Genomic DNA, 25792 nt, shown 5'->3' on the forward strand with positions numbered 1-25792 from the left:
ATGACGCGCCGCATCCTGATCGGCCTCGCAATCCTCTTCGCCGCGCTCGTGATCGTGCTGCCCGTGGCGGCCATCGTGTCGCGCGCCTTCGCCGACGGGGCGGGGGCCTGGTGGGCGGCGGTGAGCGAGGCGGAGACGCTCCAAGCCGTGCGGCTGACCGTCATCACAGCGCTGATCGTCCTGCCGCTCAACATCGTCTTCGGCCTCTGCGCGGCCTGGGCCATCGCGCGCTTCCGGTTCCCCGGCCGCCGCGCCCTGCTGATCCTGATCGAGATTCCCTTCGCCGTCTCACCGATCATCGCCGGCCTGTGCTTCCTCCTGGTCTACGGCGCCTACGGACCGATCGGCGGGGCGCTCCAGCCCTGGGGCGTCCAGCTCATGTTCAACCTCACGGGGATCGTGCTCGTCTCCCTCTTCGTGACCTGTCCCTTCGTGGTCCGCGAGGTCCTGCCGGTGCTGTCGGTCACCGGGGAGGACGAGGAGAAGGCGGCCCTGACCCTCGGAGCGTCGGGCTGGCAGATCTTCCGCTTCGTGACCTTTCCGAACATCACCTGGGCGATGGTCTACGGGGCGATCCTCGCGACCGCGCGGGCCATCGGGGAATTCGGTGCGGTCGCCGTCGTCTCCGGCGCGATCCGTGGCCAGACGATGACGCTGCCCCTGCAGATCGAGCTTCTCTACAACGACTACAACACGACCGGCGCCTTTGCGGCTGCGACGCTCCTGACGGCGCTCGCCCTCGTGACGCTGGTCCTCCGCGGCCTGATCGCCGCGATCCATCCCGCCCGCGGAGCCACGCCATGACGCTCGACATCGCTTCCATCTCGAAATCCTACGAGGGGACGCCCGTGCTGCGGGATGTGTCCCTGACCATCGCGGACGGCGAGTTCGTGGCTCTGCTCGGACCGTCGGGATCGGGAAAGACCACGCTTCTGAACGTCATCTCGGGACTGGTGACGCCGGATGACGGACGCCTGTTGCTGGACGGCGCGGACATCACGGCGACGCCGGCCGGAGAGCGGCGCTTCGGCATGGTGTTCCAGAGCTACGCACTCTTCAGGCACATGACCGTCGCGCAGAACATCGCCTTCGGCCTGCGCGTGAGGACGGGGCGGGACCGCCCCTCCCGCGCACGCCGCGACGCACGGGTCGAGGAGCTTCTGGCACTGATCGAGATGGAGAGCTTCGGCGACCGCTACCCGGCGCAACTGTCGGGCGGTCAGCAGCAGCGGGTCGCGATGGCCCGCGCGCTTGCCATCGATCCGCGCCTCCTGCTTCTGGACGAGCCGTTCTCGGCGCTCGACGCCCAGGTGCGTCAGTCCCTCCGGGGCTCGGTCCGCGAGTTGCAGCAAAGGGTCGGCATCGCGTCGATCCTCGTCACGCACGACCAGGCCGAAGCGTTCGCCGTCGCGGATCGCGTCGTCCTCATGCGCGACGGCCGGATAGAACAGGTCGGCACCGCCAGCGATTTGAAGGAGCGCCCGACCACCGATTTCGTGCGCGACTTCATCGCCTTCTAGAGCGGGATCCCGGGGCCCGTCTCCCCCGGCGCCGAACCGGCACTCCCGGTGCCGCCGTCATCCGCGCCGGTGGTTCCTGCCGGCGCCCGCCCTACACTCCTTGTCGAAATCCGGATGCACGCCCAGGGCCGGGTCTTTCCCCCCGCCTGCGGGGCGCCTCCGGGCCGACCTTGTTGATCGAGAGCCCAAATGTGCCGAGTCCTTGCCTATATCGGACCCGAACTCCCCCTCGAAAGCCTGCTCCTGACGCCCGAGAACAGCCTGGTGAACCAGAGCCTCGATCCCGAACTGCATCCGCTTTTGCAGCTCGCGGGCTGGGGCTTCGGCGCGTGGAGCGAGCATCTGCTGAAGCCGGAGGAGCCGCTGATCTATCATCGTCCCATTGCGGCCTTCTACGACGACAACGCCAAGACCATCATTCCAAGCCTGCAGGCGAGCACCATGCTCGCCCATGTCCGCGCGGCGGCCTACAACTCGAGCACCGTCCTTGCGGATGAGAACTGCCATCCCTTCTCGTTCGACGGCACGCCCTGGATCATCGCGCAGAACGGATCCCTGCCGAACTGGCGCCTTCTCCAGGCGGAGCTCCTCGATCATTGCAAGACCGAGTATCTCTCCCAGATGAAGGGCACGACGGACACCGAATTCCTTTATGTCCTGCTCCTGTCGCTGCTCGAGGGCAATTCGGATGCGGACATGCAGCGGGCGTTCGAGCGGATGCTGTCCCTCATCCTGGACGCCATGAAGACGCTGGATCTCGTGAAGCTGACCAAGCTCAAGATCGCCCTCGTCGCCCCCAACCGCATCATCGGGGTGAATTTCGGTCTCGGCCATTCGGGCGAGACAAAGATCGATGCAGACTGGAGGCAGCTGCGCAAGTCCGGGTCCGGGGACGACCGGTCGCTTTCGATGCTGATCGAGCCGATGTACCTGCTGATGGGCAAGAATTTCGAGCAGTACGAGGGGACCTACAAGGTCGATGTCTGCGATGCGGGCGAAGCGACCGCCGCGATCTTCGCCTCCGAGCCGTTGACAGAGGAGGGCGATGACTGGATCGAGATCGGATTCAACGAGATGGTCGCGCTCGACCGGTCCGGCGGCACCCTGTCGAAAACCGTCAGCCGGCTGAACACGTGATGCTGCGGAGAGGAGGCCCGGCGCCGATCCGGCCGCTGGCGGGGGCAGGGGACGGCTGATGGCGGATCGTTTTACCACGTTTGCGGACCTGAAAGCCGCGGCCGAGGCGGGAGTGGATTACCGCATCCGCCTCGATGATCGTGGATCCCCGGCCGTCATCCTTGCGCCCCATGGCGGTACGATCGAGCCGGAAACCGCCGAACTGGCCGAAGCGATCGCCGGCGACGATCTGTCTTTCTACCTCTTCGAGGCCCTGAAGCCGGGCGCGCACGGCGATTTCCACCTGACATCCCATCGTTACGACGAACCCCGCGCCCTCGATCTCGTCGGGCGATCGGAACGCGCCGTCGCCCTGCACGGGCGGCGGGATGACGGGACCAATACGGTCTGGCTTGGCGGTCGTGATGCCGCGTTGCGCGATGCCATCGGAACAGCTCTCGAAACGTCCGGTTTCGACGCCGCGCGCAACGACAGGCTGCCGGGCGAGCATCCGGACAACATCTGCAACCGAACGCGGTCGGGCCGCGGGGTGCAGCTCGAGCTGCCGCGGTCCTTGCGCCATGTCCTGGCGGACGAGGCCGAAACCGCTCGAACCTTCTGCACCGCCATTCGAAAGGCCCTCGGCGCCGTGTAACTTCTGCCGGGCAGCGGTCATGCCTGGGCCTGACGACATGTGTCACCGCATCCTTGCTCGCAGACCATCAGTGGCCGGCGGGGCCGGGCGATCGTGCTTCCCGTTGAGCAAGTGAGCCCGCCCCGCTCGGTGGACCGGTTTCGGCATCGGTGCATGAAGGAACCCGGCGCCAAGAGCGGGGCGGCCACCGAAGCGGCACCGGATTGCGAAGCCGACCTATTCATCCAATCGGGCGCCGCGGGCGGGAAGCCTAAGGGGGAACTCCGGGCCGCCGCTCATCGGGCTCGAACCGGTTAATCAGGGAGCGAGGCACGCTTATCCTGTTAACTGCTTGACTCGTCAAAACTCGCAATCTCCAGCGAATCACATAAGCCTGAAAGATGAACGAAGGGTAAGAGGCGAGGTGGTTGGATGCGTAAATTTATCTTGGTACTGGCGGGTATCTTCATGGGGAATGCGGCGATGGCTCAAGGCTTCAGTGAAGACTTCGGCTCCCTGAGAAACGATCTCTGGCATGTGGCTGAGTATGACTTCGACCATCCGATGTTCGACACGGATTGGAAGACCGATCACGCTACCGTCGCGGACGGCCTGACCCTGCGTCTTGCGCCGCAAGCCGGAAAGGCGAATGGCTTCACCGGCGGCTCCATCCGCCGGACCTTGCCCACGCAATACGGCCGGTACAGCGCGATCATCCATCCCGCGGCGGGGGAGGGGCTCGTGACCGGTTTCTTCACCTATACCGGCCCTGCCTACGGCACGCGTCACGACGAGATCGACATCGAGTTTCTGGGCAAGGACACGACCCGGCTTCATGCGGCATGGTTCGTCGATGGCGAGCTGAACTCCCGCTTCATCGATCTCGGGTACGATGCCGCCGATGCGCCCCGCCTTTATGCCTTCGACTGGTTGCCGGACCGAATTCGCTGGTACGCGGATGGCAAGATGATCCTCGAGATCACGGAAGCCGACGGCCCGCTGCCGCACGTGCCCGGAATGCTGTTTGCCAATCTCTGGGCGGCGGATCATTCCGTCGCGATCTGGTCGGGAAAGACCCGTCCCGACATCTCTGCGACGGCCCGATTGAATTGCGCGAGCTTTGCGCCCTGGACCGGATCCGGCTTCGACGCTCCTCGGCAATCTTGCGACGGCGCGTCCGGAACCGAACGTCTTGCATCGGCCAGTCGCTGAGGCGTCGGCACTGCATGCAGATGCCCTGCGCTGCAGGACCTCCATGCCGGTGCTGATTCTCACTGCAACTGCCACTGCGATTCGCCTTCGATTTTGCTGCTCTCTCGTTCGTCTCGATCAGGGATAGACCAGGGGGTTTAACAGGAAGCTAAAATCCACGCCTTGCGGGATAATTTTAGTCATCGCCACCTGGAGACATGAGGCGTCGACGCAGTCGGGACCGGGTGTTCGAATCGGCAAGGCCGTTCGCGTTCAGCCCCTCGGCGGACTGGAAATGCGCCAAGGCGGTCTGCGTCGCCGAATCGTATCGTCCGGAGGTCTGCGGCAGGTAGCCCAGGATCACCAATCCGGTCTGCAACGCCCGGAGCTCGGGTCCCTTCGGCGCGGCCACGATCTCGGGGCGGACGATCACCGGGGGAACCGCAACGTTGGCCGGGGTCGCGACGGGGGGCGGGGCGGGAGCGGGAGTGGCTGCGGGAGCGCGTGACGCAGCCCGCGTCGCGACGGGCGCAGGCGGCGCGCTTGAGCTGCTGGCGATCACTGCCGGTGTGGGTGCGGCGACCAGGGCGAGCGGCTCCGGTCCCGTGTCGGTGGCGCGGCCGGAGGAGGAGACCGCGGCGACGGGTGTCGGAGCCGTTCGCCCCTCGGTCAGGCAGGTCTGGTAATCGACGCCCGAATGGCGGCCGAGGAGGCCGATGACCCCCAGTTCGATCAGGTTGCGCACCGCCTGGCTTTCGGATTCCAGCGAGGAGAATTCCAGCGTCAGGTCGAAGGGACGCAACTTGATCAGCCCCGCCGCGCCCGACTTCCAGCTGCGTCCGACGACGACCATGGAATTGGAAACGGACGCACCCGGCAGGACCTGCCGCGTCTTGTAGTTCACCAGGTGGAGATCGACCGTCACGACGCTCAGGGTGCGCTTGCCGGACACGCCGACCGCACCGATCGTTTCATCAAGTTCGGTCGGCGCGGCGGCAAACCCCGCCTCCCGCTCGTGCACACCGCGATCGAGTTGAGAGATCGAGCCCCGGATGTAGTATTCCGGTTTCGGATCGCCCCGCTTGGTATCCTCCGCGACGATGACGTTGAGCCCGGTGCCGCGTACGTGGGTCTGATCGAGGAAAACATACGCGCCGCTGCTGCGGTTCATCTGGCTGATGGCATTGATCAGCATGTCGTCCGCGCCGATCGGCAGCTTGCGTGTGCGATCGGGAATATCGCTCGAGGACAGCGTCGTCCGTCCGCCGCCACGCGCGAGCAACAGACGATCCATGCAGGCCAGCGACTGGCTGAAGGACGTGATGTTGCGCACCGGGGCGGCGTCCGGCTGCATCGTCCGTATGGCGGTCGCGGGCGAGGGGCCGCCGCAGCCGCCGGCGACGCCGATCAGAAGGCCGAACGCCCCCCACCTGCCGGCCCGGCCGAGCGCTTCGCGAAGGGACGGCCAACGGCCGCGACTGGGAGTGTTACGCGTCATGGGCTCTGTCCGGTTTCGGTTTCCCATCGTTCCTCCCTGCTACAGCAACAAGCTTAAGGCTTCCTGAGCCCGGGTGAGGTTTTCACGGCAGAAGCGGGCCGAACGCCTTGTAGTGCAGCGCTTCGAGCACGATGGCGTTGGTGTTGAGCGCAAGGATGTCGTTCGCGCGTCCATCGGCCTCGTACCGGCCGGCCGCCCACCCTCCGTCACCTGCAAGATCGGCAAGCTCGGTGCGCAGGAGGGCGGTGTATTCGGTGTCGTAGATCGCGTCCCAGCCGAAGGCGGCCTTCAGGCTGACGGTGCGCAGTTCGGGGAAGAACTCCCCATCCTCCGTGACGACCGCCCAATCCTCGCCGTTGCTGAAGACCGAGCTGTAGAGAAAGCTCGGCTTCTGATCGATATGGTCTTCGGAGACGGCGGTCAGCTGCCCGGTTCGCGCGTGGCGGCGCTCCTGCGCGCGGTAGAGCGTTGCCGCCAGGCGGCCTGCCTCCGCATTGAAGCCCATTTCGAGACCCTGAAGGATGTAGGGTTCGCTCAGAACGGGCGTGATCGCACCGAAGCTTGCGGCGCTGCGCAGGTCGACGGCGACGCGGGTCCCCTCGATGCGGCGCCAGTCGATCACCCGTCCCGCAGAGATGGCCGAGGTGGCATCCAGCCCCCAGAGCGCCGCGGCGCGGGCGGCGTATTGCTCGTAGCCGATACGCCCTTCCTGAAGATAGACGAGCCCGTCGGCCTCCCGCTCCGTGCCGATCAGTTCCCCCGCAACGGCCATTCCGTCGAGATGCCACTTTGAGAGAACGCCGCGAATCCAGTCCCGGAAGCGCGGGTGATGCTCCTCGAGGACCCTGAGGGCCACGAGAAGGCGGCCCATGTCGATTGCGGACCAGCCGATGCCGTCCGGCGTTGCGCTGTTGCCGTAATCCACCATGGCGAGGGTGCGGGTGTGGTAGGCCTTGTTGGGCAATTGCCCGTCCACCAGGTCCATCTCTCCGAAGCTCTTCAGAAGCTTGTCGGCGCGCCAGCCGAGCTCGGCGTCATCGATGATGTCCAGCTTCCGGGCCGCGACGAGGGAGAGGATATAGGAGGCCTGATCCCACATCGTCGAGGAGGGGTATCCCGCGACGGAACTGACGAGGCCGGTGCCTGCGTCGGTATTGGCCTCCATGTAGCGCCACGCGATGACGGCCGCTTCGCGGTCGGCGGCATCGAGGGCGCGTGGCGGTTGCGCCACAAGCTCGGGCGGTTCGGTCAGGTCCAGCGCGGCCAGCGCGCGGGAGCCGAACCGGCCGGCACCATCCGCGGTGACCGCCAGGCCGGTGGCGAAAACGAGACCGGCGAGAAACAGCAGGCTCGGGCGAAGCGAGAAGGAAGGCGTCATCGTCGGATCCTCGTCAGGGCGTGGCGGTGAGTGGCGGGGCGGGCAGTGAGGCGGAAGCGGGCGGGACCGATGGCGCGCCCGGCTCCGTATCGGGGCGCCAGAGCGCGGCCAGTGCGATCTGCCCGACGGCCAGCATGTTCCAGCCGAGCCAGAATGCGTTCACCGTCAGCATGGACAGCGCGTACCCATCGGCCCCCGAGAGGTGCTGGACTATCCCCCAGCACAGTGCTCCGGCCATCACCCCGAGAAGAACCACGTTGGGCATCACCCGCTTGAGAGACGGCGAGATGACAGGCGTCTTCGGCGTGGGCGGGAAGCGCGGGCGTCGTCCCCGCGCCACGGCCCACATGGCGCGGATCTGAAGAGGCAGGGAGGCGACGCTCATCGCGCGGCCATGGTGGATATTGTATCCCTTGCACCCCGCCAGCATGGCCAGCTCGTTCAGGACCAGCATGGGCATCAGGTGGAGGAAGAAGTCGGCCGAATAGGCGTCGACCGGGGCGATTCCGAAGGCCAGCGCCACGGCCGGCGCCAGGAGCAGGACCGGAGCCCAGAGCGTACTGAAATAGGACCAGAAGGTCGCGGCATAGTGCAGCCGGGTGCGCCACGGCATGCCGCGCCGGAACAGCGGATTGTCCCGCAGCATGATGTCGAAGGTGCCGCCGGCATATTTCAGACGCTGGGTGCTCCAGGCGTCGATCGACCAGGGCGAGAGCATGCGGCACTCGATCTGGGGATGATAGACGGATCTCCACCCCGAGGCGGCGTCGGAATGCAGGTGGATCGAGGTCAGGATGTCTTCGGAGACGTGATAGCGGTACGGCTGCATCGGGGTCCGCCGCAGGACGGGCGCGGCGAGGGCGCCACGGCGAAAGAAGCGGGCCGCGATCCGGTCGAGGAGGCGGCGCTGGTGACCCAGTGCACCCTGGAAGACGGCGTCGCGCCGGTGGATCGATCCCGCTCCGCAGCAGAACGAGGCGCCGTTGCGGTTCCTCCGCCGCTGGATCACGTCGAAGAACAGCATGGCATCGGAGCGGAAGGGATCGGCCCCGACGCGGTCCATGCCGGTCAGCCGCCGCATCAGCGGGGCGAGGCGCGATGCGGGCCGGGCGAGACGCCGGCCGGCGCGGCGCGCGAGCCAGTCCTCCCACGGAGTGCCCTCGGGGATGTCGTAGAACCAGTGCGGCGTCTGCACCCAGGCGACGCCGGGGTCGCGGAAATACCCCATCGTGTTGAGCAGGAAGCCCGGCAGGACCCGGGTGTCGGCGTCGCAGATCACGACGAAATCGCCGGCCGTGCGGAACAGCGCATTGCGCAGGTTGCCCGCCTTGAACCCCACGTTGTCGTCGCGCCGGAAGTACCCCACCCCTTCACGACGCGCGAGCGCCGCCATCTCGGCGCGGTCGCCGTCGTCACAGAGATGGATGCGCAGCACGGTGCCCTCCGGCACCCGCAGCTGCCGCGCCGCCGCGATCGACGGGGCAACAACCTCCACCTCCTCGTCGTAGCTGGTGATGAAGAGATCCACCTCGATCGGACCGTCCCCGCCCAGCCCCGCTTCCGCGCGAAGGGCCGGTGCCGGCAATTGCGGAGTGTCGCCTTCGCGCCAGATGTCGTGGAAGAACAGGAAGGTGCCCAGGAGGCCGAGCGTCTCGGCCGAGGCGACGAGCACCGAGAACGCCATCGCATCGGGGTTGAGCGAGGAGGTCCAGCGCCAGAGCAGGTACCAGATGCCGCACCCGATGGTCGCCCCGGCAAGCAGATGCCAGATCTGCTCCTGCCGCGCCGAATGCGGCGGGACCTGCGGCGGAAAACGGTTTTCGTACCGGCGGAAATAGGGTGTCATCGATGTCGCTTCCTGCTGCATCATTGGTCGGGCGGCGGCACAATGCCGTTGGCATCCCGCCAGGCGTCGGCCAGGGCGGCTGCGATGTCGTGAAGCTTGCCGGCCTCTTGTCTCGGCTCGTCCATCCCGGCGCCCTTGATCGACATCGACCAGCTCCCCGCACGGACCTTCAGGCTCGGATCGCGCGTCATCACGGCGGTCTGCGTGAGCGAGGCGAACCCCGAATAGCGGTAGCCGCAGGCATCGGCCGGATCGCCGAAGGAGGCGGAGAGGGATAGCTGAGGGGCGCCGGGCAGGGCGGCGGCCTCTTCCGGTGTCACGACCTCGAGACCTGCCTCCCCCAGGATACGGACAAAGGCATCATGCAGGTCCGCACCGAACGTATCCGGCAGGCCGGGCGGCGCCGAGATTCGGGTCGCGTCGAAGCCGACCTGCGTCAGGCCCTTCAGTGTCGCGCCCTTCTCGGCCATGGGCAGCGCCTCGAGATCGCCGAGGTCCGGCGCGGCGGAGGGCGCACCGGAATCGCAGATCTGCGGAGCGGCCAAGTGCGATGCGTGCCGCATGGTGGCGAAGAGCCTGCGTACGGTCGCGGTTTCGCCCGGCTCGAAGGGGCGGCTTTCGTACGATCTGAGGGCCGGGCAGCTGGCCGCCTCGGCGCAGGACGGATCGGGCCGGGCCTGCTCGTGCAGGATCCAGAAGCTCTCCGTACGTCTCTCCTGCGCACAAGCGGGGGCAGCAGACGCGAGGGAGGCCAGAAAGAGGATGCGCAGTATCGGTGTCATCGGCATGGCATCCTCAGGCACTTCGGCGGGCGGGACGCCAGGATCCGCGGTCCTGCGGGGAGGCTTCTTGCGGGAGCGGCGTCGTGTCCCGGCCGGTTCCGGTGAGATCGAGATGACGCGTCGGGCCCGCCAGGACGCGGTACAGGCGGCTCTTCTCGGCGAGCCGCGTTCCGGCCTCGACCATGCTGTGGGAGACGCGACTGTTCCGCCCGATCACCGCGCCGGCTCCGATGACGCAGGGTCCATGCAGTTCGGCTCCGGCCTCGATCACCGCGCCGGCGCCGACATGGCAGGGCCCGTGCAACCGCGCCCGGCGCGAGATCTCCGCCCCCGGGGCGATCCAGAGGCCCGGCCGGACGCGCTGGCTGGCGGGAAGTATCCCCGGCAGGTTGCCTTCGAGCGCGGCACGCATCGCGCCATGATACTCCTCTGCGTTGAAGATCGCGCGCCAGCGGAAGGCCCCGGTGTAGGCGCTCACATGGCCGCCGGACGCGATCAGACGCGGCAGCAGTCCCGTTGCGAGCCCGCCCCCGGCCACGTCTCCGAGCCGGTTCAGGATGTCCGCGCGGATGATGTAGATGCCAGCCTCGGCGCTCCCGGTCGCTCCCGCCGGGTCGATCCCGGTGATCCGGCCCTTGCCGTCGTTCTCCAGCCGGACACCACGTCGCTCTCCACCGAGACAGGAGGCGGCGAAGGTCACGTCGGCGCCCTGCTGCTTGTGCCATGCCGCCATGGCGCCGAGGTCCGGATCGCCGAGGATGGGGCCCGCAACGACCACGACATCGCCGCCGAAGGCCGCGTGGCGCGTGGCCATGCCGGCCAGCGTCTCGACGGCTCCGCCCTCTCGGGGCATGCTTGCGGCGCTGCAGAAGAACTGTGCCTGTCCCGGAACCGGGTTGTCATGCAGATGGGCCGGCAGGTCCCTGTCCGGATCCGCGGCATCGATGAGGACGTCGCCGAGCCCGAACCGTGCGAGATGCTTCAGCTGGTGCGCCAGAAGCGGCTGGCCCGCGATGTCGAGGAGCGGCGCCGGCGGACCGCCGGGAACGGGGCCGGGCCGGTCTGCGCCGCACAGGATCACGGCGCGGTGGTTGCACAGCTGCAGCGCCCGGAAGGGAGGGTCCGCCAGGGCGCTCGCGGCGTCGTCGTGACAGGGCAGGATCCCGCCCAGCCCGGCCTTCTGCAGATGGCGCCGCGTCGTGTCGCCGAGGCCGCAGAAGGTGAGGCGCAGACGATCGCCGTAGCGCCCGTAGAGCTCGACTAGGGACGCAGTGCCCGATGCGCTTGCCCCCGTCATCGCCGACAGATCGATGATGGCGGCCGACACGCCGCGGGCCAGGGCTTCGTCACAGACCCGTCCGATGGCCTCGATGGCACTCATGCGCAGCGTCGTGCCTTTGAGGCGCAGGTGGATCAGGCGCAGGGAAACATCTTCGACCGAGACCAGCATCGGGATACTCCGGAACAAGGGGATCAGGCGGCGGTAGCCGGGCGGAAGCGGCGCGGAAGGGGCAGGGGCCCCAGTCCGATCGTCCAGGCGAGCGGCGGGCAGCGTCCGATCAGCCAGACGAGCGCGGAGGTGCCGCTGAGGGCGACCCCGATCTTCACGCCGATCTGCAGGATCGGGCTCAGGGGCACGCCGGAGATCGCAATTTCCGCCAGATCGAGGAAGATCGGGTGGCAGAGATAGATCCCGAACGCATAGGGCGCGGCCACGCTGATCCACCCGGGCCAACGCCGCCCGGCGAAACACATGCAGATCGCGAAGAGCACGATCGGCATCAGGTAGTCGGCCCAGTAACCTGCGGTGAAGCCATACGGCCACTCGCCCTTCTGCACGGTGAGCCACGTCGCCGCGAGCTTGGCGAGAAAGAGCGCGGCGCCGGCAAAGAGAAGCGGCGGCACCCATGCCTCTCGCGCGTCCGCCGGATCGGCCAGCCCGCCGCTCGTCCGCCACAGGCCGAGGAACGCGCCGGCCACCATGCCGTACCCGACATAGGTCAGGCACTTCACGAAACGTACGATCCAGGACAGGGCTTCGGTGTCCCAGAAGGTGGAATATACGAACCCGTCCAGCTCCCGCTTCAGGGCCAGCGTTGCCAGGACCCCGAGGCCAAGGATGGGTTGCTTCACGGCAAGCCGGAAGAGCGGATAGGCCAGGATGATGCCGAAAAGGGTCGGGATGAAGTGCATATGGTACTTCGATGCGCCGAGGAGCAGGTACCGCGCCCAGATGACCGGGTCGGCGAGTTCGGCGCGCAGGGCCGTGCCGTAGCCGAACGCGTCGGCCTTAAGGAGGCTGTAGAAGGCATAGAAGACCGTCCAGAAGACGAAGGGCACGAGGAGGCGGCGCGCCTGGTCGGCAATGACCCTCGAATAGGAGCGCGGCCTGCGGTCCAGCGACATCAGGAGCAGGAACAGAGCTATGATGATGAAGAGTTCGGTGCGCGCGACGTAGATAATCGCGCGCACCAGCATCGGCGCAATCCGCTCGACTTCGGAATAGTCGACGAACGGTTGCCCATTGGCATCCGCTGTCGCATGCAGTCCGATCATCGACACACCCGCGGTCAGCCGCAATGTATCGAGCCAGACATAGCGTTCGGTCTGCGCCATTTGCTTCCCCAATCCCCTCACAGGATCCACACTTCACGGCGATCAGGTTTGGCAGCGCGGGCCTAATTTAATCTGAACGGCATCAATCGCTTGGCGCTTTCGTTTGCAGCAAATTTAGAGTTTCGGATTTCTCGAAAATTGCGTGTTCCTTTTCCCGGAATGCACAAGCGGAATATCTCGGGATTAACGATAATTTATGTCCTGGCCCCTATCGCGGAGGCAAAGGAAAGGAATCCGATGTCTCTCACTCGACTGATCAGCACCGCCCTGCTCGCACTCGGCCCGTTGCCGTCGATCGCCAGTGACGCGCTGTCGGCGCAGGATTGCGCCGCTCTCTGGCAGGCCTACGGCGTCGCCCACGCCTCCTGCCGCGAGGCGCTGGGCGGACAAAAGGCCCACCCTCCGGTGGCGGAGGCCGCGCCCGAAACGGCGCCGCTCGCCACATCGACGCCCCCCGTCGCTCCCGGCCGTCTGACCCGGCAGGAACGACAGGACAATCTCGTCTTCTCGGCCGGCAATGCCGTGATCGATGAGGGGATGAGCGACCAGCTCGACCGTCTGGCGGGCGCGCTGGAAACGCCGCCGCTCGCGGAGGCGTGCCTGCGCCTCGTCGGTCATGCGAACCGCACCGCCGGTGACGACCGGGCCGCCAATGTGCGCCTTGCCCAGGAACGGGCCGAAGCGGTCGCTGAGGCGATCCGCGCGCGGCTCTCGAAGCCGGGCCGGATCCGCGAAATCACCAATGTCGGCGACCATCAGCCGTTGCCGGGCCGGCCCGTAAGCGCCCCCCTGAACCGCCGCGTGACGATCTACGCCCGCCGCTGCCCTTGAGGGCGGAGCCTCAGAGCTCCGTCGCCCTGAGCGAGATCGCCTGCGCGCCCGGACCGGTTTCGCCTTCCGTCAGCCCGGCCTGCACCAGGTCCGCAAGGCCCGGCCAGCGCCGCGCATCGCGGCCGGTGCGGGCTTCGTGCGTTTCGATCCAGGCAAGGTAATCGATGACGTCGGCCAGCCCCGCGAGGGTCAGTTCCCTGTCTCGATAGCCCGGCTCCTCGATGATCAGGCGGACCTGCCGGTTCGACAGCCGCGCGACGAGCGCCTCCGGCACCGGACGGGCAAAGAGGCCGTCGAGAGCTTCCCGTCTGCGCCCGTCATCCAGCGAAATCCGCGCACCGGGTGTGATGGGCCCCAGAAGCCAGGGGGCCTGCGACCCGTCGAGCCGCAGGACAATGCCTGGGCCGCGAGCGACGCAGCCCCTGAGCGGCACCCGGCAGCTCACCGTCCAGGCCGAGCGCCGAAGCCCTTCCTCGACGGAGACAAACCGCGCGGTCCCTTCCGCGGCGATCTGCGCAAAGAGATGCCAGCCCGGGTCCGGCGACCGGGCGGGGGCGGCGCCGAGCGAGGCCAGCCCCAGTCCACCGAGGGCCGCCAGCGCAATCGAGGAGCACCGCGCGCGCCAGCTCAAGCCCCTCAGAAGGCCCCTGCCGGCGCGGATGGCATGCATCGCGCCGGCGGACACGCAACGCTGCGCTTTCTCGAATGCGAGGCCTGACGGCAGATGCGATAGGGTCCTGAACATGACGATCCTCCTTTGCGAGATAGGAGGATGCAGCGTCGCAGGGTGCAGGGCCAAGGCTCGACCGCGTCACGAAGGCGGCGGTTCGAGAGAAGTCGAACGACCGCCCCTTTGCTCATTCAGTCGGGGGGAACACCGATTTGAAATAGTCGGTGAGGAGCTCGTACTCAGCCGGTGATACCGGACGTAATACGGCCGCTGCGGGGGGCATTGCGGGGTCCGCCGGGGCCGGATCGGCCTCGCCCGTCACCACGTCGTCCGTGCCCGGCAGGGGCGCAGCGATGCCGATCTCCGTCAGAAGTTCGGTCAGATCGGTCGCGGCCGGATCGGCCCCCGACATCGCCGGAGTGTCAGCGCCTTCCACTTGCATCTGGAGCAGCATCACCGCCATCTGCGGGTCGAGCCCGATCTCGGTCATCAGGTAGCTCAGATGCTCCACCATCTTCGCATTCTCGGGAACGGGCTCCTCCGCGACCGCTTCGAGCGCGTCTCCGGGCGCTGAGGAGGCGGGCTCCGCCGCGCCGTCTGCCGGGGTCAGGGGAACGCCAATCGCGTCCATCCGGCCAAGGTTCAACTGGCGCTGAAGCTCGATGATCCGGGCTTCCAGGGAGGCAAGGCCGCCATGCGGCGCTGGATCGGCCGGTGGGGGTGCGAGCATCGCGGCGGTCTGCGGCGCGGCCGGATTGGCCGCCGGCGCCGAAGGCAGGTCCGCTTGAGCGGCTGCAGGAGGAGCGGCTGCAGGAGGGGCCGCCGGCGATGCGGCTGCCTCGGCGGAGCGCTGCAGGAGCAGTTCTCTCAGCAGGTTCAGTTCGCCGCGCACCTCAGCCACCTCGGAGCCTGCCGGATCGGGCGCCGCGGTGGGCATTGCCAGGACGGGAAGCATCGGCTGGGTCTGGGGTTGAGGCATCGGAGAGGCCCAGCTCTGCGGCTTGGTCAGGCGCCCGGCATCGGTGAGACCCGCGGCATTGGGGACCGGCCAGTCCCTTGGCAAAACGGTATAATCCTGTTTTGCGGCAACCCAGCGCAGGTAGGCGAAGACGGCACCGACGCCCGTCAGGGACACCCGCGCCTGCTCTTCCCCGTCGCGCCGGCGCACCAGCTCGCCGCCGCTGCCGAGAAGTGTCTCGAGCTGGGCGGTCAGCGGCATCAGGACCTGTTCGGGCAACTGGATCTCGCTCACGCCCTCGGCCAGGTGCAGGGTGTCGCCCTCCTGAACCCCGTCGAGCTTGATCTCGAATTGCCCGCGACCGTTCAGGAACACTGACAGCGGCCCCTTCCGGCCCATGCAGGACAACGTGCGGGGGCGGCAGACCACTTCGAAGATATCGGTGTCGAGCCGCGGTGTGGGGGCAAAGCGGGCATAGCCATCCGGATCGAACCGGAAGTAGACGCCGCCCACGAGACCTTCCTGAAAGGTCGGCCATCCGAAGGCGCCGCGCAGCTCCTGCATGGCCTCCCGCGCGCCGATCGCGAAGGGGATCGAGGTGTCGAGAACCGCGTTCTCCGATGCGAACCCGTCCGCGGAGGCGGGGTCAGCGGCGGTCTGTCCGGATGCGGCGACCGGAAGGATGGCCCACAGCGCGAGCGCCGCGGCACCTGAAAGGGGGAACTGTCTCATCAGTAGTCAGCCTCGCTCTGGATCGAGTGGCGGAGGGCCGGCAGCCAGTCCTCTTCCCTCGGCGGATCGGGATAATTGCGCTTCTCGCGCACGTTCTGGTCGCGGTAGGCCGTGAACCAGACCTCGGTCGAGCCGGTATACGGCGTCAGGATCGGGCCCTGCACCTTGTGCAGGAGTGCCGCCAGGATGATGCCGTTGTTGTTGGCGCTGACGATCTCGACCCGCCCCTGGCCGCCTTCGTAGAGCCCTTCGTACATTCCCCTCTCGGGGTCGTAGAGCTCGATGATCGCGTCGAAGAGCACATCGGTGTACTCGGTGTCCCACAGCGCCCACATCCCCAGCGCGGCCTTCGCGGCGACGGCGGCATGTTTGGGAGAATAGTCGCCCCTGGGCGTGACCGTGTTCCAGGGGTAACCGTCCGAGAAGATGCTGTCGTAGACGAAGTAGGGCGAGCCCTTCACGTTGTGTTCGGAGCGCGCCGTCATGAAGCCGGTCTGGCGCCAGCGCGCTTCTTGCACGGCATAGATCCGGTCGGCGAACTCGGCGCGCCAGCCATCCGAATGGAGCCAGGGCGGCGTGGTGTCGTCATGGGGCAGGTCGAAGCCGAGCTCGAGCCCGTCCTGCAGGTAGGATTCCGTCACCACGTAATTCTGCGAGTGGAAGATGCGGGGATCACGCCCGTCATAGGGCACCGCAACGCCGAACATCGAGGCGGTCAGGAAAGGCTCGGCGCGATGCGACAAGATCGGCTTGAAGCCCCAGAGCGCGAAGCCTTTGGCGGCATATTCCTCGTATCCCAGACGGCCTTCCTGCGCGTAGACGGTGTCCCCCGTCTTCTTGTTGACGTAGGCGCCGCGCATCAGCCCTTCCTCGTCGATGACGTTCGAGAAGTCCCATTTCAGCAGGACGGAATCGATGCTGTTGCCGAGATAGGGAAAGCGGTTCTTCATGATCCGCATCCAGATCAGGAACCGGCCGATATCGAGCGCCGAGAAACCGATCTCGCCGTCCTTGTTGGCATAGTTCACCTTCGCCCCGGTGCGGGTGTGGTACACCTTGTTCGGCAACTCGTCGCGGAAGAGGTCGAGCGTCTTCAGCGTGGTCAGAAGCTGCACGGCGCGGCGGTCGAACTCCGGCTTCTCGATCAGGCACAACTCGTAGGCCGCAACGAGACCGCTCATGTAGGAGGCGGTGTCCCACATCGTCGTCGAGGGGTAGCTGCCGACCGAATTGGCGAGGCCCGTTTCCTCCTGGGTAAAGGTCTCGAAATAGTGCCAGGCGACCTTCGCGGCGCGCATCTCCCGCTCGCTCAGGAACCCGCGGCGGGGCTTGTAGGGGCGAACATATTCGTTGCGCTTCGTATAGCTTCCGGGAGGCGCGTCGGCGGAGCCATCGTCCAGGCGGTCGTAATAGTCGGACGGCATCTCGCACATCCGCGGCGGCCTCTCGCGGCGCGGCTCGTCGCGGACCATGCTTGTCGTGACGCTCGGCAGGTTGCCCCGCATCAGCGCCGGCAGATCGTCCCGGTCGCCGCCGGCCATGATCGGCACCGCCTCGTCGGGCTGGTTGAGAAAGATCGTCCGGGCCCCGATCGCGACCGTGGCCGTCAGCGCCATCATGCCGAGGGCGGACGCGCCGAAGGCGAGGCCACCGAAACGGATCGTCTTTCGCGATGTCTGGCGAGTCGACCTCATCGGCAATGTCTTTCTGTTTCGGGCGATTGTTCCGGGCTCCGCAGCTTGCGGAATGCAGGGCCGCCCGGGATGTGACGGTGTCGATAATTGGCAAATCCGGCTTAAGAAAATGAGAATCGCGACCGGCCCCGAAGGCGCGGAATTTCCAAAAATCTTATGCAGTTCAGTGCGCTTGAAAGGGCTTTCTTAAATGAGGGGGGCGTATGCCTTGCCGAACCTGTTTTTCGAGAACGGATTTGCCGATGCTCACCTCCGCTCCCCTGCAGACCGCCCCCGGCATCCCGCTGGACCACGAGCCGCCCGCGCCCGACAGGGGGCAGTCCGGGATCGGCCCGGAAGGTGAAGCTGGCGGTATCCTCGCGACGGAGCTGCAGACGGAGCACCTTTCGCCGGCGGGCCTGCCCATGGCGGCGCGGGCCCTGCCGATCTGGGCGGCCAGCATGTCCACGGCGTTCACCGTCGGCGCAGGGATCTGCCTTCTGGCGATCGGGCTTCTCGCGGTCTTCTTCCAGACCCTCGTGGCGGAGGAGGCGCAGACCCTTCTCGCGCCGCTTCTGGCCGCGATCGGTATCGTGCCCGTGATCGGCAGCCTCGTCTTCGACTACGCCCATACCCGTGCGCTCGCCGGGTATCGTGCGTTGAGACTGGCTCAGGCCAGGCGCGCCAATGCCTGGCTCGGGGGCGCAGCCGCGTTGATGCTCGCGATCCTCCATCCACTGCTGGGGCTGGGGGTGGTTCTGGCAGCCGCCGCAGCCAGTGCCGGCGCGCGGATCCTCGCCCGCCGGGGGAGCACCGAACCTCTCTGGGATGTCACGCCCGAGGAGGCCACCGCACTTCTCGCCGGGCGCGACGCGGCCGGTCTGCGGCTGGCGCGGAGTGCTCCCGAAGGCCATGCGATGGAAGCGCCCCTGCGCCGCGCGTCCGGCTGGCTTTCCGCCCTCGTGACACTCGCCGCGGCCAGTTATCTCGCCGGTACGGCCCACCTGACCACGGGTGCGGTGCCCGGGGCCGCGCTCATTGCCCTCTGGGCTGGAACGGCGGTTGCCGGTGCCATTCTGGCCCGCTCCCGGCCCGAACGGGATGCGGCCGATCTGGCACGCACCATCGAGCCTCTGGATGCCGACTGCGATGCGCCGCCGGGCCTTGCCGTCCGGAGCCTGACCGTCACCATTCCGGGCGGCTGGGCGCTGCTTTCGGGGGCCAGCTTCTCCGCCGAGCCCGGCACGATCATCGGCGTCTCCGGGCCCAGTGGCGCCGGCAAGACGCTCCTGCTCCGCGCCCTGTCCGCGCCCTACGATCTCGCCGGGCTGGACGTGCGGGGCTCCGCGCGGATCAATGGACGTGACCCGTGGGCCAGGACCGTCGAGGCGGGCCCGGTGCCGACGGTCCACCTGCCGCCCACGCCGCTCGTGCTGCCGGCCTCCGGGCTCGAGAACCTGACCTGCTTCCACGCGGGTCCGGCCGAGGCCCGCGGCAAGCAGATCCTGGAACGTCTGGTCTTTTCCGCCGATGAGGCCGACCGGATCTGCACCGTTCCGGATGCCAGCGTTCTGCCCAGCGGGCAGACGAAGGCACTGGCCTTTGCCCGCGGGTTCCTCCTCGCTCCCGATCTCTACCTTCTCGACCGGCCCGAGGACGGGCTGGGCCCTGCACAGCTCGACGCTGTCCTGTCCCGGCTACGTCTCGAATGCCAGCTCGGCCGTGTTGTCCTGATGGTGACCGAGAACCGCGCGCTCCTCGAGGCCTGCGACAAGCTTCTCGTGCTGCAGGACGGACGGGTATCCGAGTTCGGGGATGCGAGCGAGATCCGAGCCAAGCAAAGCGCGGGCTGGGCCGGCTTCACCGCCGATCGTACCCTGGAGAGCGAAGAAGCGCTGACGAGCTGGGTTGAAGGACGGTTCAGACGCCCCGGCGACGAGGCGAACCGGCGTGCCGCGGCCCAGTTGGCCGCCGAGATGCTCGCCTTCTCTTGTCAGACCGCCGCGCCCGGGTCCGGGCAGCGCCTGCGCTTCGAGCTCAAGCTCTTCGAAGGTCACGGCGTCCTGCGCATGATCGACGACGATCCGGCCCTGTCCTCGGGAAAGCTGGAACAGGCTCGCCGTCAGGCGATGGACGAGGGTCTCGTCGGGCGAATGCCCCCGCTCGCCCGTGTCTTGCGCTACAGCCGGGATCTGGAGGCGAGCGTGGAGAACGATCACCGGCTTTTGACCGCGACGCTGGACATCTATGACCCCCGCGCCGGGCAGGGCGGGTAAGCCCATGGCCCGCTCCTCGCCAGCTTTCCGCCATTGCCCGCGCAGCGCTCGGCGCGGCATCGCGCCAGCCGTCTGGCTTTTGAGCGCCGTCGCCTGTCTCGCGATCCTCGCTGTCGGAGCCTGTCTTGCGGCGAGACTGGCGTCCGTTCCGACGCGGCAGACCTATCCCGGCACGCTTCTGTCCACCGCTGCCCCGCTCAGCCTCGAACTTCCGGCGGGCCTGCCGCCGGCGCAGATCCTGGTCGCCGGCGGGGATGACGTGGCCGCCGGTCAGACCCTGGCGGTCCTCGACCGGGACGCCATTGCCCAGGAACTCGAGGCCTTGCGCCGTCAGCGCCTTCTCGACGTCACCCTGCGCGCCTGCCTGCTGACTCCGCCGGACGAGCCACGCTCGATCACGACCACACAAGAGCTTGTCGGCGGTCCCGGTTCGGAGCTTGACGACGAGACACGCGCGGGGCTCGCCCGGATCGAACAGGAATGCGACGCCCTCAAGGAGGGTGGCAAACGTCGGGCCGACCGGATCGGCGCGGCGGAGAAGGCGCTCGCCCGGGACATCGCCCTTCTCGATACGGCCCGGCGAATGGTGCTCGAGGAGACCGATCCCAGGGACAGGGCGAGCCGGACAATCGCACTAGCGGCGAAGCGAGCCGATCTGGAGAAACGCCGGTCGGCCCTCGACCTGGCGCGGCGGGACGCCGACGCCTCGTCGCAGAGCGAGAGAGGCAAGCGGATCGACATGCTGACGGACCGCATCGCCGAGGCGACCGACCGCGAAAGGGTCCTGGGTCAATATCACGAGGCGCCGCGGCTCAGCTTGCCGCAGTCGGGACGCATCCTCCGGGTCAGGCAGGTGCAGGGCGCGATCGGGACCGACGATGCCGTTCCGCTTCTCGACCTTCAGCCAGCCGGTAGCGCGTCCTGGCGTGTGCGCCTCGACCTGCCAACGGATGACGGGCAAGGGTTCAGGATCGATACGCCCGTCCACGTCTTCATCCTCGGCACCAGCGCCGGGGCGCAGAAACTGTCCGGCCAAGTCAGGCACCTCGCCTTCATCCCCGGCAAGGACAGCATCGAGGTGGAGATCGCCCTGGACGGGCCCAGTCTGTCAGAGCTCGAACGCATGCCGATCTCGCGCGGGCTGGACGGCCCGGGCCGCGCGGTGTCGGTCTCCGTCACCCGGACGCGAACGACGCCGGCGAAAGAAATCGGTCTCGCTCTGAGCGATCTCGGAGGTCGGGTCCACGTAGGTTGGGGGCGTTTTCTTCCGCCATCGCTCGTTCTCTCCGGGCTGGCATCGAGAGGTGCCCTGTCCGTCGGCGGCGCCCCATGAGGGCCTGTACGGTGGCCACTTCGGTTCCGTCTCGGTAGAAGGCCGCGATGGCGCGGCCCGGTCAGCGCGACGTCCAGGGCGTGCTGGGCAGCGGGCACTGAGCCGAAACGCGCGGGGCCTTCTTCTGCGCCGGAGGGCCGGATTGGCGGATGACACCGCACCGATGACAGGAGACTCCCCCATGCTGCCGTGGGTCAAGCTTGCAACCGCGACCGCGCCGGACGGCGACACGCTCAGGCTCCTGCGGCGGGGGGACGAGTTTTCCATTCGGCTCGACGGTGGCAACGAGCTGATGAACAGCAGGCTCGGCGGGTCCGAGGAGGCGCTCGCCACGCTGGCGCTCGGCCGCCTGTCCGGTCGCTCGGCGCCGCGTGTCCTGATCGGCGGGCTCGGCATGGGGTTTACCCTTCGCGCCGCCCAGGCGATTGCGCCCGAGGGCGCGCAGCTCGTCGTGTCGGAACTCGTGCCCGACCTCGTGGGCTGGGCGCGGACGCATATGGCGCCGGTCTTCAAGGAGTGCCTGTCCGATCCGCGGGTCGAGGTGAGGCCGGGAGATGTCCTGGCCGAAATCCGCGAGGCCGAAGGAACGTACGACGCCATCCTGCTCGACGTCGACAACGGTCCGGACGGTCTGACCCGGGCGGGAAACGATGCGCTCTACGATGAGCGCGGTCTGCGCTCCGCGCGCCGGGCGCTGACCGGGGGCGGGGTGCTGGCGGTCTGGTCCGCGGCACCGGATGCGGCCTTCCTGAAGCGGCTCTCGGCGTGCGGGTTCGAGGCCAGCGCGCATACGATCCGGGCGGGGCGCAGCAAGCGCGGCTCACGCCACACGATCTGGACGGCGGTGCGCCCCGGACGCTGACAGCCGTGAGAGAGACGATCCGCGGCTCGATCATCTTCGGGGCCGCGACGACGAGCTTTTGCAGGATGCCTCGCTCTTGTCCACGTGCCCGCCGGGGGAGCGTCTCGTGCCTCGATCCCGGCCGGCGTCCCTTCGTCCCGCAGGGCTTCGGGGGGAGGTGCCGGCTTGTCCGGCATTGTCCCGCAGCCGGATAAGGGCCTCTTCTGTCCTCATGGCGGCATCCGGCGTCACTCGCGGCGCCGGGCGCGCCTCACGCGATGCGCTCTCCCCGGCACCAGACGCCGCGCAGGATCGGGGCGTCGCCGGCTTCAGCAACGCGGATGACATCGCCGCGCTGGCCGGAGGAGAGTGCGCCGCGATCCTCGAGACCGGCGGCGCGGGCCGGGGTCGCGGTGACGCAGGCGACGGCGCGGGGCAGATCGTCCCAGAGCGCGGCCAGCCGGAACGCGGAGAGAAGCAGCGCGCTCGGAACGTAGTCAGAGGACACGATATCGAGCAGATCCGCCTCCGCCAGTTCGCTGGCGGCCACGTTTCCCGAATGGGAGCCGCCCCGGATCAGGTTCGGCGCGCCCATCATCACGCGGATGCCGGTCTGCCGGCAGGCCTCCGCGGCCTCCCTCGTGGTCGGAAACTCGGCGAAGCGGACGCCGACGCGATGGGATGACGCGACCTGGCCCGCCGTGGTGTCGTCGTGGCTGGCAAGCACCGCGCCATAGCGCCGGGCCTCCGCCACCGCGCCGGCCTCGTGGACCGCGCCGAAGCGAGCCTGCAGCGCCTTGAGCTCGGCCACGTGCTTCTCGAATGCCGCGTCGTCCATGCCGCGCTTCTTGGTGACATAGGCCCTGAGCGCCCCGAGGTCGCGGAACTGCCGCTGCCCCGGCGTGTGGTCCATCAGGCTGACGATCCCGACCCGGTCCGAGGGACCGAACTCCGCCATCTCCTCCAGCAGCGTTTCGGAGCAGATCTCCGCCCGGAGATGGAGGAAATGGCTGATCTTGAAATGACCGGCGGCGCGGAGGCTCGTCATATCGTTTGCGAGCGTTCTCGCATAGGCGCCGTATCCGCCCGTTCCGCCGTGGATCGATCCGACGCGCAGCGCATCGAACACGGTCGTGATCCCGGTCGAAGCGAGTTCCGCATCATGGGCCAGAAGGGCAGGGACGTGCGGCCAGTCGACCTCCGGGCGCGGCTCGATATGGCGCTCGAGGTTGTCTGTGTGCAACTCCACCAGCCCCGGCAGGATCATGTCCCCGGCGCAATCGATCGCGCCCGCAGGCACGCCGCCGCCCTCCGCGATCTCGGCGATCTGCCCGCCTTCGATCACGATGCGCCCCGGAAGGACGCGGTCCGGCAGGACGAGCCGGGCATTGGCAAGGTGGACGTCGTTTGGCATGCGGTGCTCGTCTCGTGGTGCCGGATCGGGATCGGCAGGGGGAGGGGGAAGCGTCATGTCATACACTCGGGTCGCGGTCTACTATCTGCCGCCGGGCGGCGATCTGGCCAGATTCGGAGCAAGCTGGCTGGGATGGGACGTCGCGCAGGGCTGTCCGGCGCCGCAGCCCGCCATCGCTGGACTGGCCGAGGTCACTGAAGCGCCGCGGAAGTACGGATTTCACGGCACGCTCAAACCACCCTTCAGGCTTGCGGAGGGGTTGGACATCGCAGCTCTCGAGGAGGCCGTGGAGAGCGTCGCCCGGACTGGTGCGCCGGCGCGGGCAGACGGGCTCGCGCTCACAACCCTCGGGGGCTTTCTGGCGTTCACTCCGGTCGGGGATGCGGCTGCCATCGAACGGCTCGCCGCGTCGTGCGTGACCGAGCTCGACGCATTCCGGGCGCCGGCCGGACCGAACGAGATCGCGCGGCGCCGAGGCGCCGGGCTCACCTCCCGTCAGGACGCGCTCCTGACGCGCTGGGGGTACCCGTATGTCATGGAGGAGTTCCACTTCCACCTCACCCTGACCGGGCGCCTGCCAAAGGACAAGGCGGAGGGCTGGTATCGGGAGGCCCGCGCACGCCTCCCCGAGTTGCCGGTGCCGTTCGTGATGGAGGACGTGGCGCTGGCCGGCGAGCGGCCGGACGGGAGATTCGAGTTGATCCGGCGCTTCCCCCTCACCGGCTGACGCGCCGGAGCGCGCGTTCCCGGGCTGCCCGGATTTGCGGCATTGCGCAGAACGTTCAATCCGTTCCGGGGGAGTCTCCCCGAGGCAGACGGATACCCGGCGCGGCCCGAGCCCGACCGGATGCCATGCACGTCTTGCGCGAGGACACGCCGTCGTCCCCTGCTGGGCGCTTTCAGGAGGGCCCAAGTCGTTTTCGAGCGCTGAGGCGCGATTCGGGGGTGCTAGACAGGACCTGCAAGGTGCCGCTGGAGACAGAGGAGAATTGGGAAGCCGGTGAGAGGCCGGCACTGCCCCCGCAACGGTAAGGAAGCGATGGGCATGGCGACGGAGCCACTGGGGCGAGCAGCCCCGGGAAGGAGCCATGCCGGGCCGCCGGGCCACGCTTCAAGTCCGGAAACCAGCCTTGCGAGAACGTCAGCCGCGGGAGGCGGTGCAGACGCCGGAAGAGTCGCACGGGAAGCGGCATCTGACGGTCTGCCCGCCCTCCGAATTCACTAATCGCCGCGGGGTGCGGCAGGGGAACACCATGCACCACGACCTCACGCAGCTTCTGGCCACGCACAGACCGGGCTACGCGCTGGAGCGACCCTTCTACACCGCCGCCGATATCTACGAGGCCGATCTCGAGGCGATCTGGTACCGCGACTGGCTGTTCGCCATACCCGCCTGCGAGCTCGAGAAGACCGGCTCCTACGTCACGCACACCGTCGGTGCCTACAAGGTGATCCTCGTTCGCGGGGCGGACGGGACGATCCGCGCCTTCCACAATTCCTGCCGTCACCGCGGCTCGATCATCTGCAAGGCCGCGAAGGGCCATGTGCCGAAACTGGTCTGCCCGTATCACCAGTGGACCTACGAGCTCGACGGCTCGCTGCTCTGGGCGCGGGACATGGGGCCGGACTTCGATCCCTCCGCCCATGGCCTGAAGCCTGTCCATTGTCGGGAGCTGGCCGGCCTGATCTATATCTGCCTGGCCGACGAGGCGCCCGATTTCGACACCTTCGCGGACCTCGTGCGCCCCTACCTCGCCGCGCACGATCTGTCCGACGCCAAGGTCGCCCACGAATCCTCGATCATCGAGAACGGCAACTGGAAGCTCGTCTGGGAGAACAACCGCGAGTGCTATCATTGCGGCGGCAACCATCCCGCGCTCTGCCGCACGTTTCCCGACGATCCGGCCGTCACCGGCGTCGAGGACGGCAAGACGCCGCCGCATCTGGCGGCCCATTTCGATCGGCTCGAAGGGGCCGGGATCCCCGCCCGGTTCCAGATCGACCCAAGCGGCCAGTACCGGATCGCTCGGATGCCGCTGAAGGCCGGCGCCAAAAGCTACACGATGGACGGGGGCCTCGCGGTCACGAAGCGGCTGGGGCGCGTGCCGTTCGACGATGCTGGCGCCCTCATGCAGTTCCACTACCCCACGACCTGGAACCACTTCCTGCCGGATCACTCCATCGTCTTCCGCATGACCCCCGTCAGCCCGACCGAAACCGAGGTCACGACGAAGTGGCTGGTGCACAAGGATGCCGTGGAGGGGCGCGATTATGACCTGAAGCGCCTGACCGAGGTCTGGATCGCCACCAACGACGAGGATCGGCGGGTCGTCGAGGACAACCAGCAGGGCATCAACTCTCCGGCCTACACGCCCGGGCCCTATTCGCAGTTCCAGGAATCCGGCGTGCTGCAATTTGTCGACTGGTATTGCCGCAGCCTGTCGGAGCGCCTGCCGGCGCCCTCCCGGATGGCGGCGGAATAA

21 protein-coding genes and 1 riboswitch are annotated in these 25792 nt (G+C 67.8%); of the genes, 11 read left to right on the forward strand and 10 right to left on the reverse strand.

Features of this window, described 5'->3' with window-relative positions; translation table 11 throughout:
- The 5 genes from cysW (at position 1) to RM543_RS10755 (ending at position 4482) form a co-directional block, all read left to right on the forward strand.
- Positions 1-804, forward strand: a complete 804-nt coding sequence (gene cysW, locus RM543_RS10735; RefSeq protein ID WP_311691455.1) for a sulfate ABC transporter permease subunit CysW — start codon at positions 1-3, stop codon at positions 802-804.
- Positions 801-1520 carry an ABC transporter ATP-binding protein gene (locus tag RM543_RS10740; RefSeq protein ID WP_311691457.1) on the forward strand — a complete coding sequence of 240 codons (720 nt, stop codon included), beginning with the start codon at positions 801-803 and terminating at the stop codon, positions 1518-1520. The genes cysW and RM543_RS10740 overlap by 4 nt, the downstream gene beginning before the upstream one ends.
- A gap of 189 nt (positions 1521-1709) precedes the next feature.
- Positions 1710-2657, forward strand: coding sequence for a class II glutamine amidotransferase (locus RM543_RS10745; protein ID WP_311691459.1), 948 nt, complete (start codon positions 1710-1712; stop codon positions 2655-2657).
- A 58-nt stretch (positions 2658-2715) separates the two neighbouring features.
- Positions 2716-3291, forward strand: a complete 576-nt coding sequence (locus RM543_RS10750; protein ID WP_311691461.1) for a poly-gamma-glutamate hydrolase family protein — start codon at positions 2716-2718, stop codon at positions 3289-3291.
- A gap of 411 nt (positions 3292-3702) precedes the next feature.
- Positions 3703-4482, forward strand: a complete 780-nt coding sequence (locus RM543_RS10755; protein WP_311691463.1) for a family 16 glycosylhydrolase — start codon at positions 3703-3705, stop codon at positions 4480-4482.
- 175 nt (positions 4483-4657) lie between these two features.
- Here the strand turns inward: RM543_RS10755 and RM543_RS10760 are convergent, their stop codons facing one another.
- From RM543_RS10760 to RM543_RS10785, 6 genes are all read right to left on the reverse strand, one after another.
- Positions 4658-5959: a peptidoglycan-binding protein gene (locus RM543_RS10760; RefSeq protein WP_311691465.1), complete on the reverse strand. Its 1302-nt coding sequence runs from the start codon at positions 5957-5959 to the stop codon at positions 4658-4660.
- A gap of 82 nt (positions 5960-6041) precedes the next feature.
- On the reverse strand, positions 6042-7337 hold the full coding sequence (locus RM543_RS10765) for a DUF3131 domain-containing protein (protein ID WP_311691467.1): 1296 nt from the start codon (positions 7335-7337) through the stop codon (positions 6042-6044).
- 13 nt (positions 7338-7350) lie between these two features.
- A complete protein-coding gene (locus tag RM543_RS10770) occupies positions 7351-9183 on the reverse strand; it encodes a glycosyltransferase family 2 protein (protein WP_311691469.1) in 1833 nt (610 codons plus the stop codon).
- A 20-nt stretch (positions 9184-9203) separates the two neighbouring features.
- On the reverse strand, positions 9204-9965 hold the full coding sequence (locus RM543_RS10775) for a hypothetical protein (RefSeq protein WP_311691471.1): 762 nt from the start codon (positions 9963-9965) through the stop codon (positions 9204-9206).
- 13 nt (positions 9966-9978) lie between these two features.
- Positions 9979-11415, reverse strand: coding sequence for an STAS domain-containing protein (locus RM543_RS10780; RefSeq protein ID WP_311691473.1), 1437 nt, complete (start codon positions 11413-11415; stop codon positions 9979-9981).
- A gap of 23 nt (positions 11416-11438) precedes the next feature.
- Complete coding sequence (locus RM543_RS10785) at positions 11439-12581, reverse strand: acyltransferase (RefSeq protein WP_311691475.1); 1143 nt, start codon at positions 12579-12581, stop codon at positions 11439-11441.
- 237 nt (positions 12582-12818) lie between these two features.
- On the opposite strand from RM543_RS10785, the gene RM543_RS10790 reads away from it, so the two are divergent.
- Positions 12819-13412, forward strand: a complete 594-nt coding sequence (locus tag RM543_RS10790) for an OmpA family protein (RefSeq protein ID WP_311691477.1) — start codon at positions 12819-12821, stop codon at positions 13410-13412.
- A 10-nt stretch (positions 13413-13422) separates the two neighbouring features.
- On the opposite strand, the gene RM543_RS10795 is transcribed toward RM543_RS10790, so the two are convergent.
- From RM543_RS10795 to RM543_RS10805, 3 genes are all read right to left on the reverse strand, one after another.
- Positions 13423-14157, reverse strand: a complete 735-nt coding sequence (locus RM543_RS10795; protein WP_311691479.1) for a hypothetical protein — start codon at positions 14155-14157, stop codon at positions 13423-13425.
- 112 nt (positions 14158-14269) lie between these two features.
- Positions 14270-15772, reverse strand: coding sequence for a hypothetical protein (locus RM543_RS10800; RefSeq protein WP_311691481.1), 1503 nt, complete (start codon positions 15770-15772; stop codon positions 14270-14272).
- Positions 15772-17466 carry a DUF3131 domain-containing protein gene (locus RM543_RS10805; RefSeq protein ID WP_311691483.1) on the reverse strand — a complete coding sequence of 565 codons (1695 nt, stop codon included), beginning with the start codon at positions 17464-17466 and terminating at the stop codon, positions 15772-15774. The genes RM543_RS10800 and RM543_RS10805 overlap by 1 nt, the downstream gene beginning before the upstream one ends.
- Positions 17467-17708: 242 nt before the next feature.
- On the opposite strand from RM543_RS10805, the gene RM543_RS10810 reads away from it, so the two are divergent.
- From RM543_RS10810 to RM543_RS10820, 3 genes are all read left to right on the forward strand, one after another.
- Positions 17709-19721: an ATP-binding cassette domain-containing protein gene (locus RM543_RS10810; protein ID WP_311691485.1), complete on the forward strand. Its 2013-nt coding sequence runs from the start codon at positions 17709-17711 to the stop codon at positions 19719-19721.
- A gap of 4 nt (positions 19722-19725) precedes the next feature.
- On the forward strand, positions 19726-21054 hold the full coding sequence (locus RM543_RS10815) for an HlyD family secretion protein (protein ID WP_311691487.1): 1329 nt from the start codon (positions 19726-19728) through the stop codon (positions 21052-21054).
- Positions 21055-21235: 181 nt separating this feature from the next.
- Complete coding sequence (locus RM543_RS10820) at positions 21236-21916, forward strand: spermidine synthase (protein WP_311691489.1); 681 nt, start codon at positions 21236-21238, stop codon at positions 21914-21916.
- Positions 21917-22166: 250 nt separating this feature from the next.
- On the opposite strand, the gene RM543_RS10825 is transcribed toward RM543_RS10820, so the two are convergent.
- The gene (locus tag RM543_RS10825; protein ID WP_311691491.1) at positions 22167-23309 is read right to left on the reverse strand and encodes an alpha-D-ribose 1-methylphosphonate 5-triphosphate diphosphatase; all 1143 of its coding nucleotides are present in this window, start codon (positions 23307-23309) and stop codon (positions 22167-22169) included.
- Positions 23310-23364: 55 nt separating this feature from the next.
- On the opposite strand from RM543_RS10825, the gene RM543_RS10830 reads away from it, so the two are divergent.
- Both RM543_RS10830 and RM543_RS10835 read left to right on the forward strand, forming a co-directional pair.
- A complete protein-coding gene (locus RM543_RS10830; RefSeq protein ID WP_311691493.1) occupies positions 23365-24036 on the forward strand; it encodes a DUF1045 domain-containing protein in 672 nt (223 codons plus the stop codon).
- 220 nt (positions 24037-24256) lie between these two features.
- A riboswitch (cobalamin riboswitch) is annotated at positions 24257-24456 on the forward strand.
- A gap of 106 nt (positions 24457-24562) precedes the next feature.
- Entirely contained in the window at positions 24563-25792 is a 1230-nt protein-coding gene (locus RM543_RS10835) for an aromatic ring-hydroxylating oxygenase subunit alpha (RefSeq protein WP_311691495.1), read from the forward strand.

This window comes from Tropicimonas omnivorans (assembly GCF_031846565.1).
Classification (GTDB): domain Bacteria; phylum Pseudomonadota; class Alphaproteobacteria; order Rhodobacterales; family Rhodobacteraceae; genus Tropicimonas_B; species Tropicimonas_B omnivorans.

Bases quoted from the DNA above. Each gene is read 5' to 3' on its own strand.
- cysW (WP_311691455.1), top strand. From the start codon at position 1: ATGACGCGCCGCATCCTGATCGGCCTCGCAATCCTCTTCGCCGCGCTC.
- RM543_RS10740 (WP_311691457.1), top strand. From the start codon at position 801: ATGACGCTCGACATCGCTTCCATCTCGAAATCCTACGAGGGGACGCCC.
- RM543_RS10745 (WP_311691459.1), top strand. From the start codon at position 1,710: ATGTGCCGAGTCCTTGCCTATATCGGACCCGAACTCCCCCTCGAAAGC.
- RM543_RS10750 (WP_311691461.1), top strand. From the start codon at position 2,716: ATGGCGGATCGTTTTACCACGTTTGCGGACCTGAAAGCCGCGGCCGAG.
- RM543_RS10755 (WP_311691463.1), top strand. From the start codon at position 3,703: ATGCGTAAATTTATCTTGGTACTGGCGGGTATCTTCATGGGGAATGCG.
- RM543_RS10760 (WP_311691465.1), bottom strand. From the start codon at position 5,959: ATGACGCGTAACACTCCCAGTCGCGGCCGTTGGCCGTCCCTTCGCGAA.
- RM543_RS10765 (WP_311691467.1), bottom strand. From the start codon at position 7,337: ATGACGCCTTCCTTCTCGCTTCGCCCGAGCCTGCTGTTTCTCGCCGGT.
- RM543_RS10770 (WP_311691469.1), bottom strand. From the start codon at position 9,183: ATGACACCCTATTTCCGCCGGTACGAAAACCGTTTTCCGCCGCAGGTC.
- RM543_RS10775 (WP_311691471.1), bottom strand. From the start codon at position 9,965: ATGACACCGATACTGCGCATCCTCTTTCTGGCCTCCCTCGCGTCTGCT.
- RM543_RS10780 (WP_311691473.1), bottom strand. From the start codon at position 11,415: ATGCTGGTCTCGGTCGAAGATGTTTCCCTGCGCCTGATCCACCTGCGC.
- RM543_RS10785 (WP_311691475.1), bottom strand. From the start codon at position 12,581: ATGGCGCAGACCGAACGCTATGTCTGGCTCGATACATTGCGGCTGACC.
- RM543_RS10790 (WP_311691477.1), top strand. From the start codon at position 12,819: ATGTCTCTCACTCGACTGATCAGCACCGCCCTGCTCGCACTCGGCCCG.
- RM543_RS10795 (WP_311691479.1), bottom strand. From the start codon at position 14,157: ATGTTCAGGACCCTATCGCATCTGCCGTCAGGCCTCGCATTCGAGAAA.
- RM543_RS10800 (WP_311691481.1), bottom strand. From the start codon at position 15,772: ATGAGACAGTTCCCCCTTTCAGGTGCCGCGGCGCTCGCGCTGTGGGCC.
- RM543_RS10805 (WP_311691483.1), bottom strand. From the start codon at position 17,466: ATGAGGTCGACTCGCCAGACATCGCGAAAGACGATCCGTTTCGGTGGC.
- RM543_RS10810 (WP_311691485.1), top strand. From the start codon at position 17,709: ATGCTCACCTCCGCTCCCCTGCAGACCGCCCCCGGCATCCCGCTGGAC.
- RM543_RS10815 (WP_311691487.1), top strand. From the start codon at position 19,726: ATGGCCCGCTCCTCGCCAGCTTTCCGCCATTGCCCGCGCAGCGCTCGG.
- RM543_RS10820 (WP_311691489.1), top strand. From the start codon at position 21,236: ATGCTGCCGTGGGTCAAGCTTGCAACCGCGACCGCGCCGGACGGCGAC.
- RM543_RS10825 (WP_311691491.1), bottom strand. From the start codon at position 23,309: ATGCCAAACGACGTCCACCTTGCCAATGCCCGGCTCGTCCTGCCGGAC.
- RM543_RS10830 (WP_311691493.1), top strand. From the start codon at position 23,365: ATGTCATACACTCGGGTCGCGGTCTACTATCTGCCGCCGGGCGGCGAT.
- RM543_RS10835 (WP_311691495.1), top strand. From the start codon at position 24,563: ATGCACCACGACCTCACGCAGCTTCTGGCCACGCACAGACCGGGCTAC.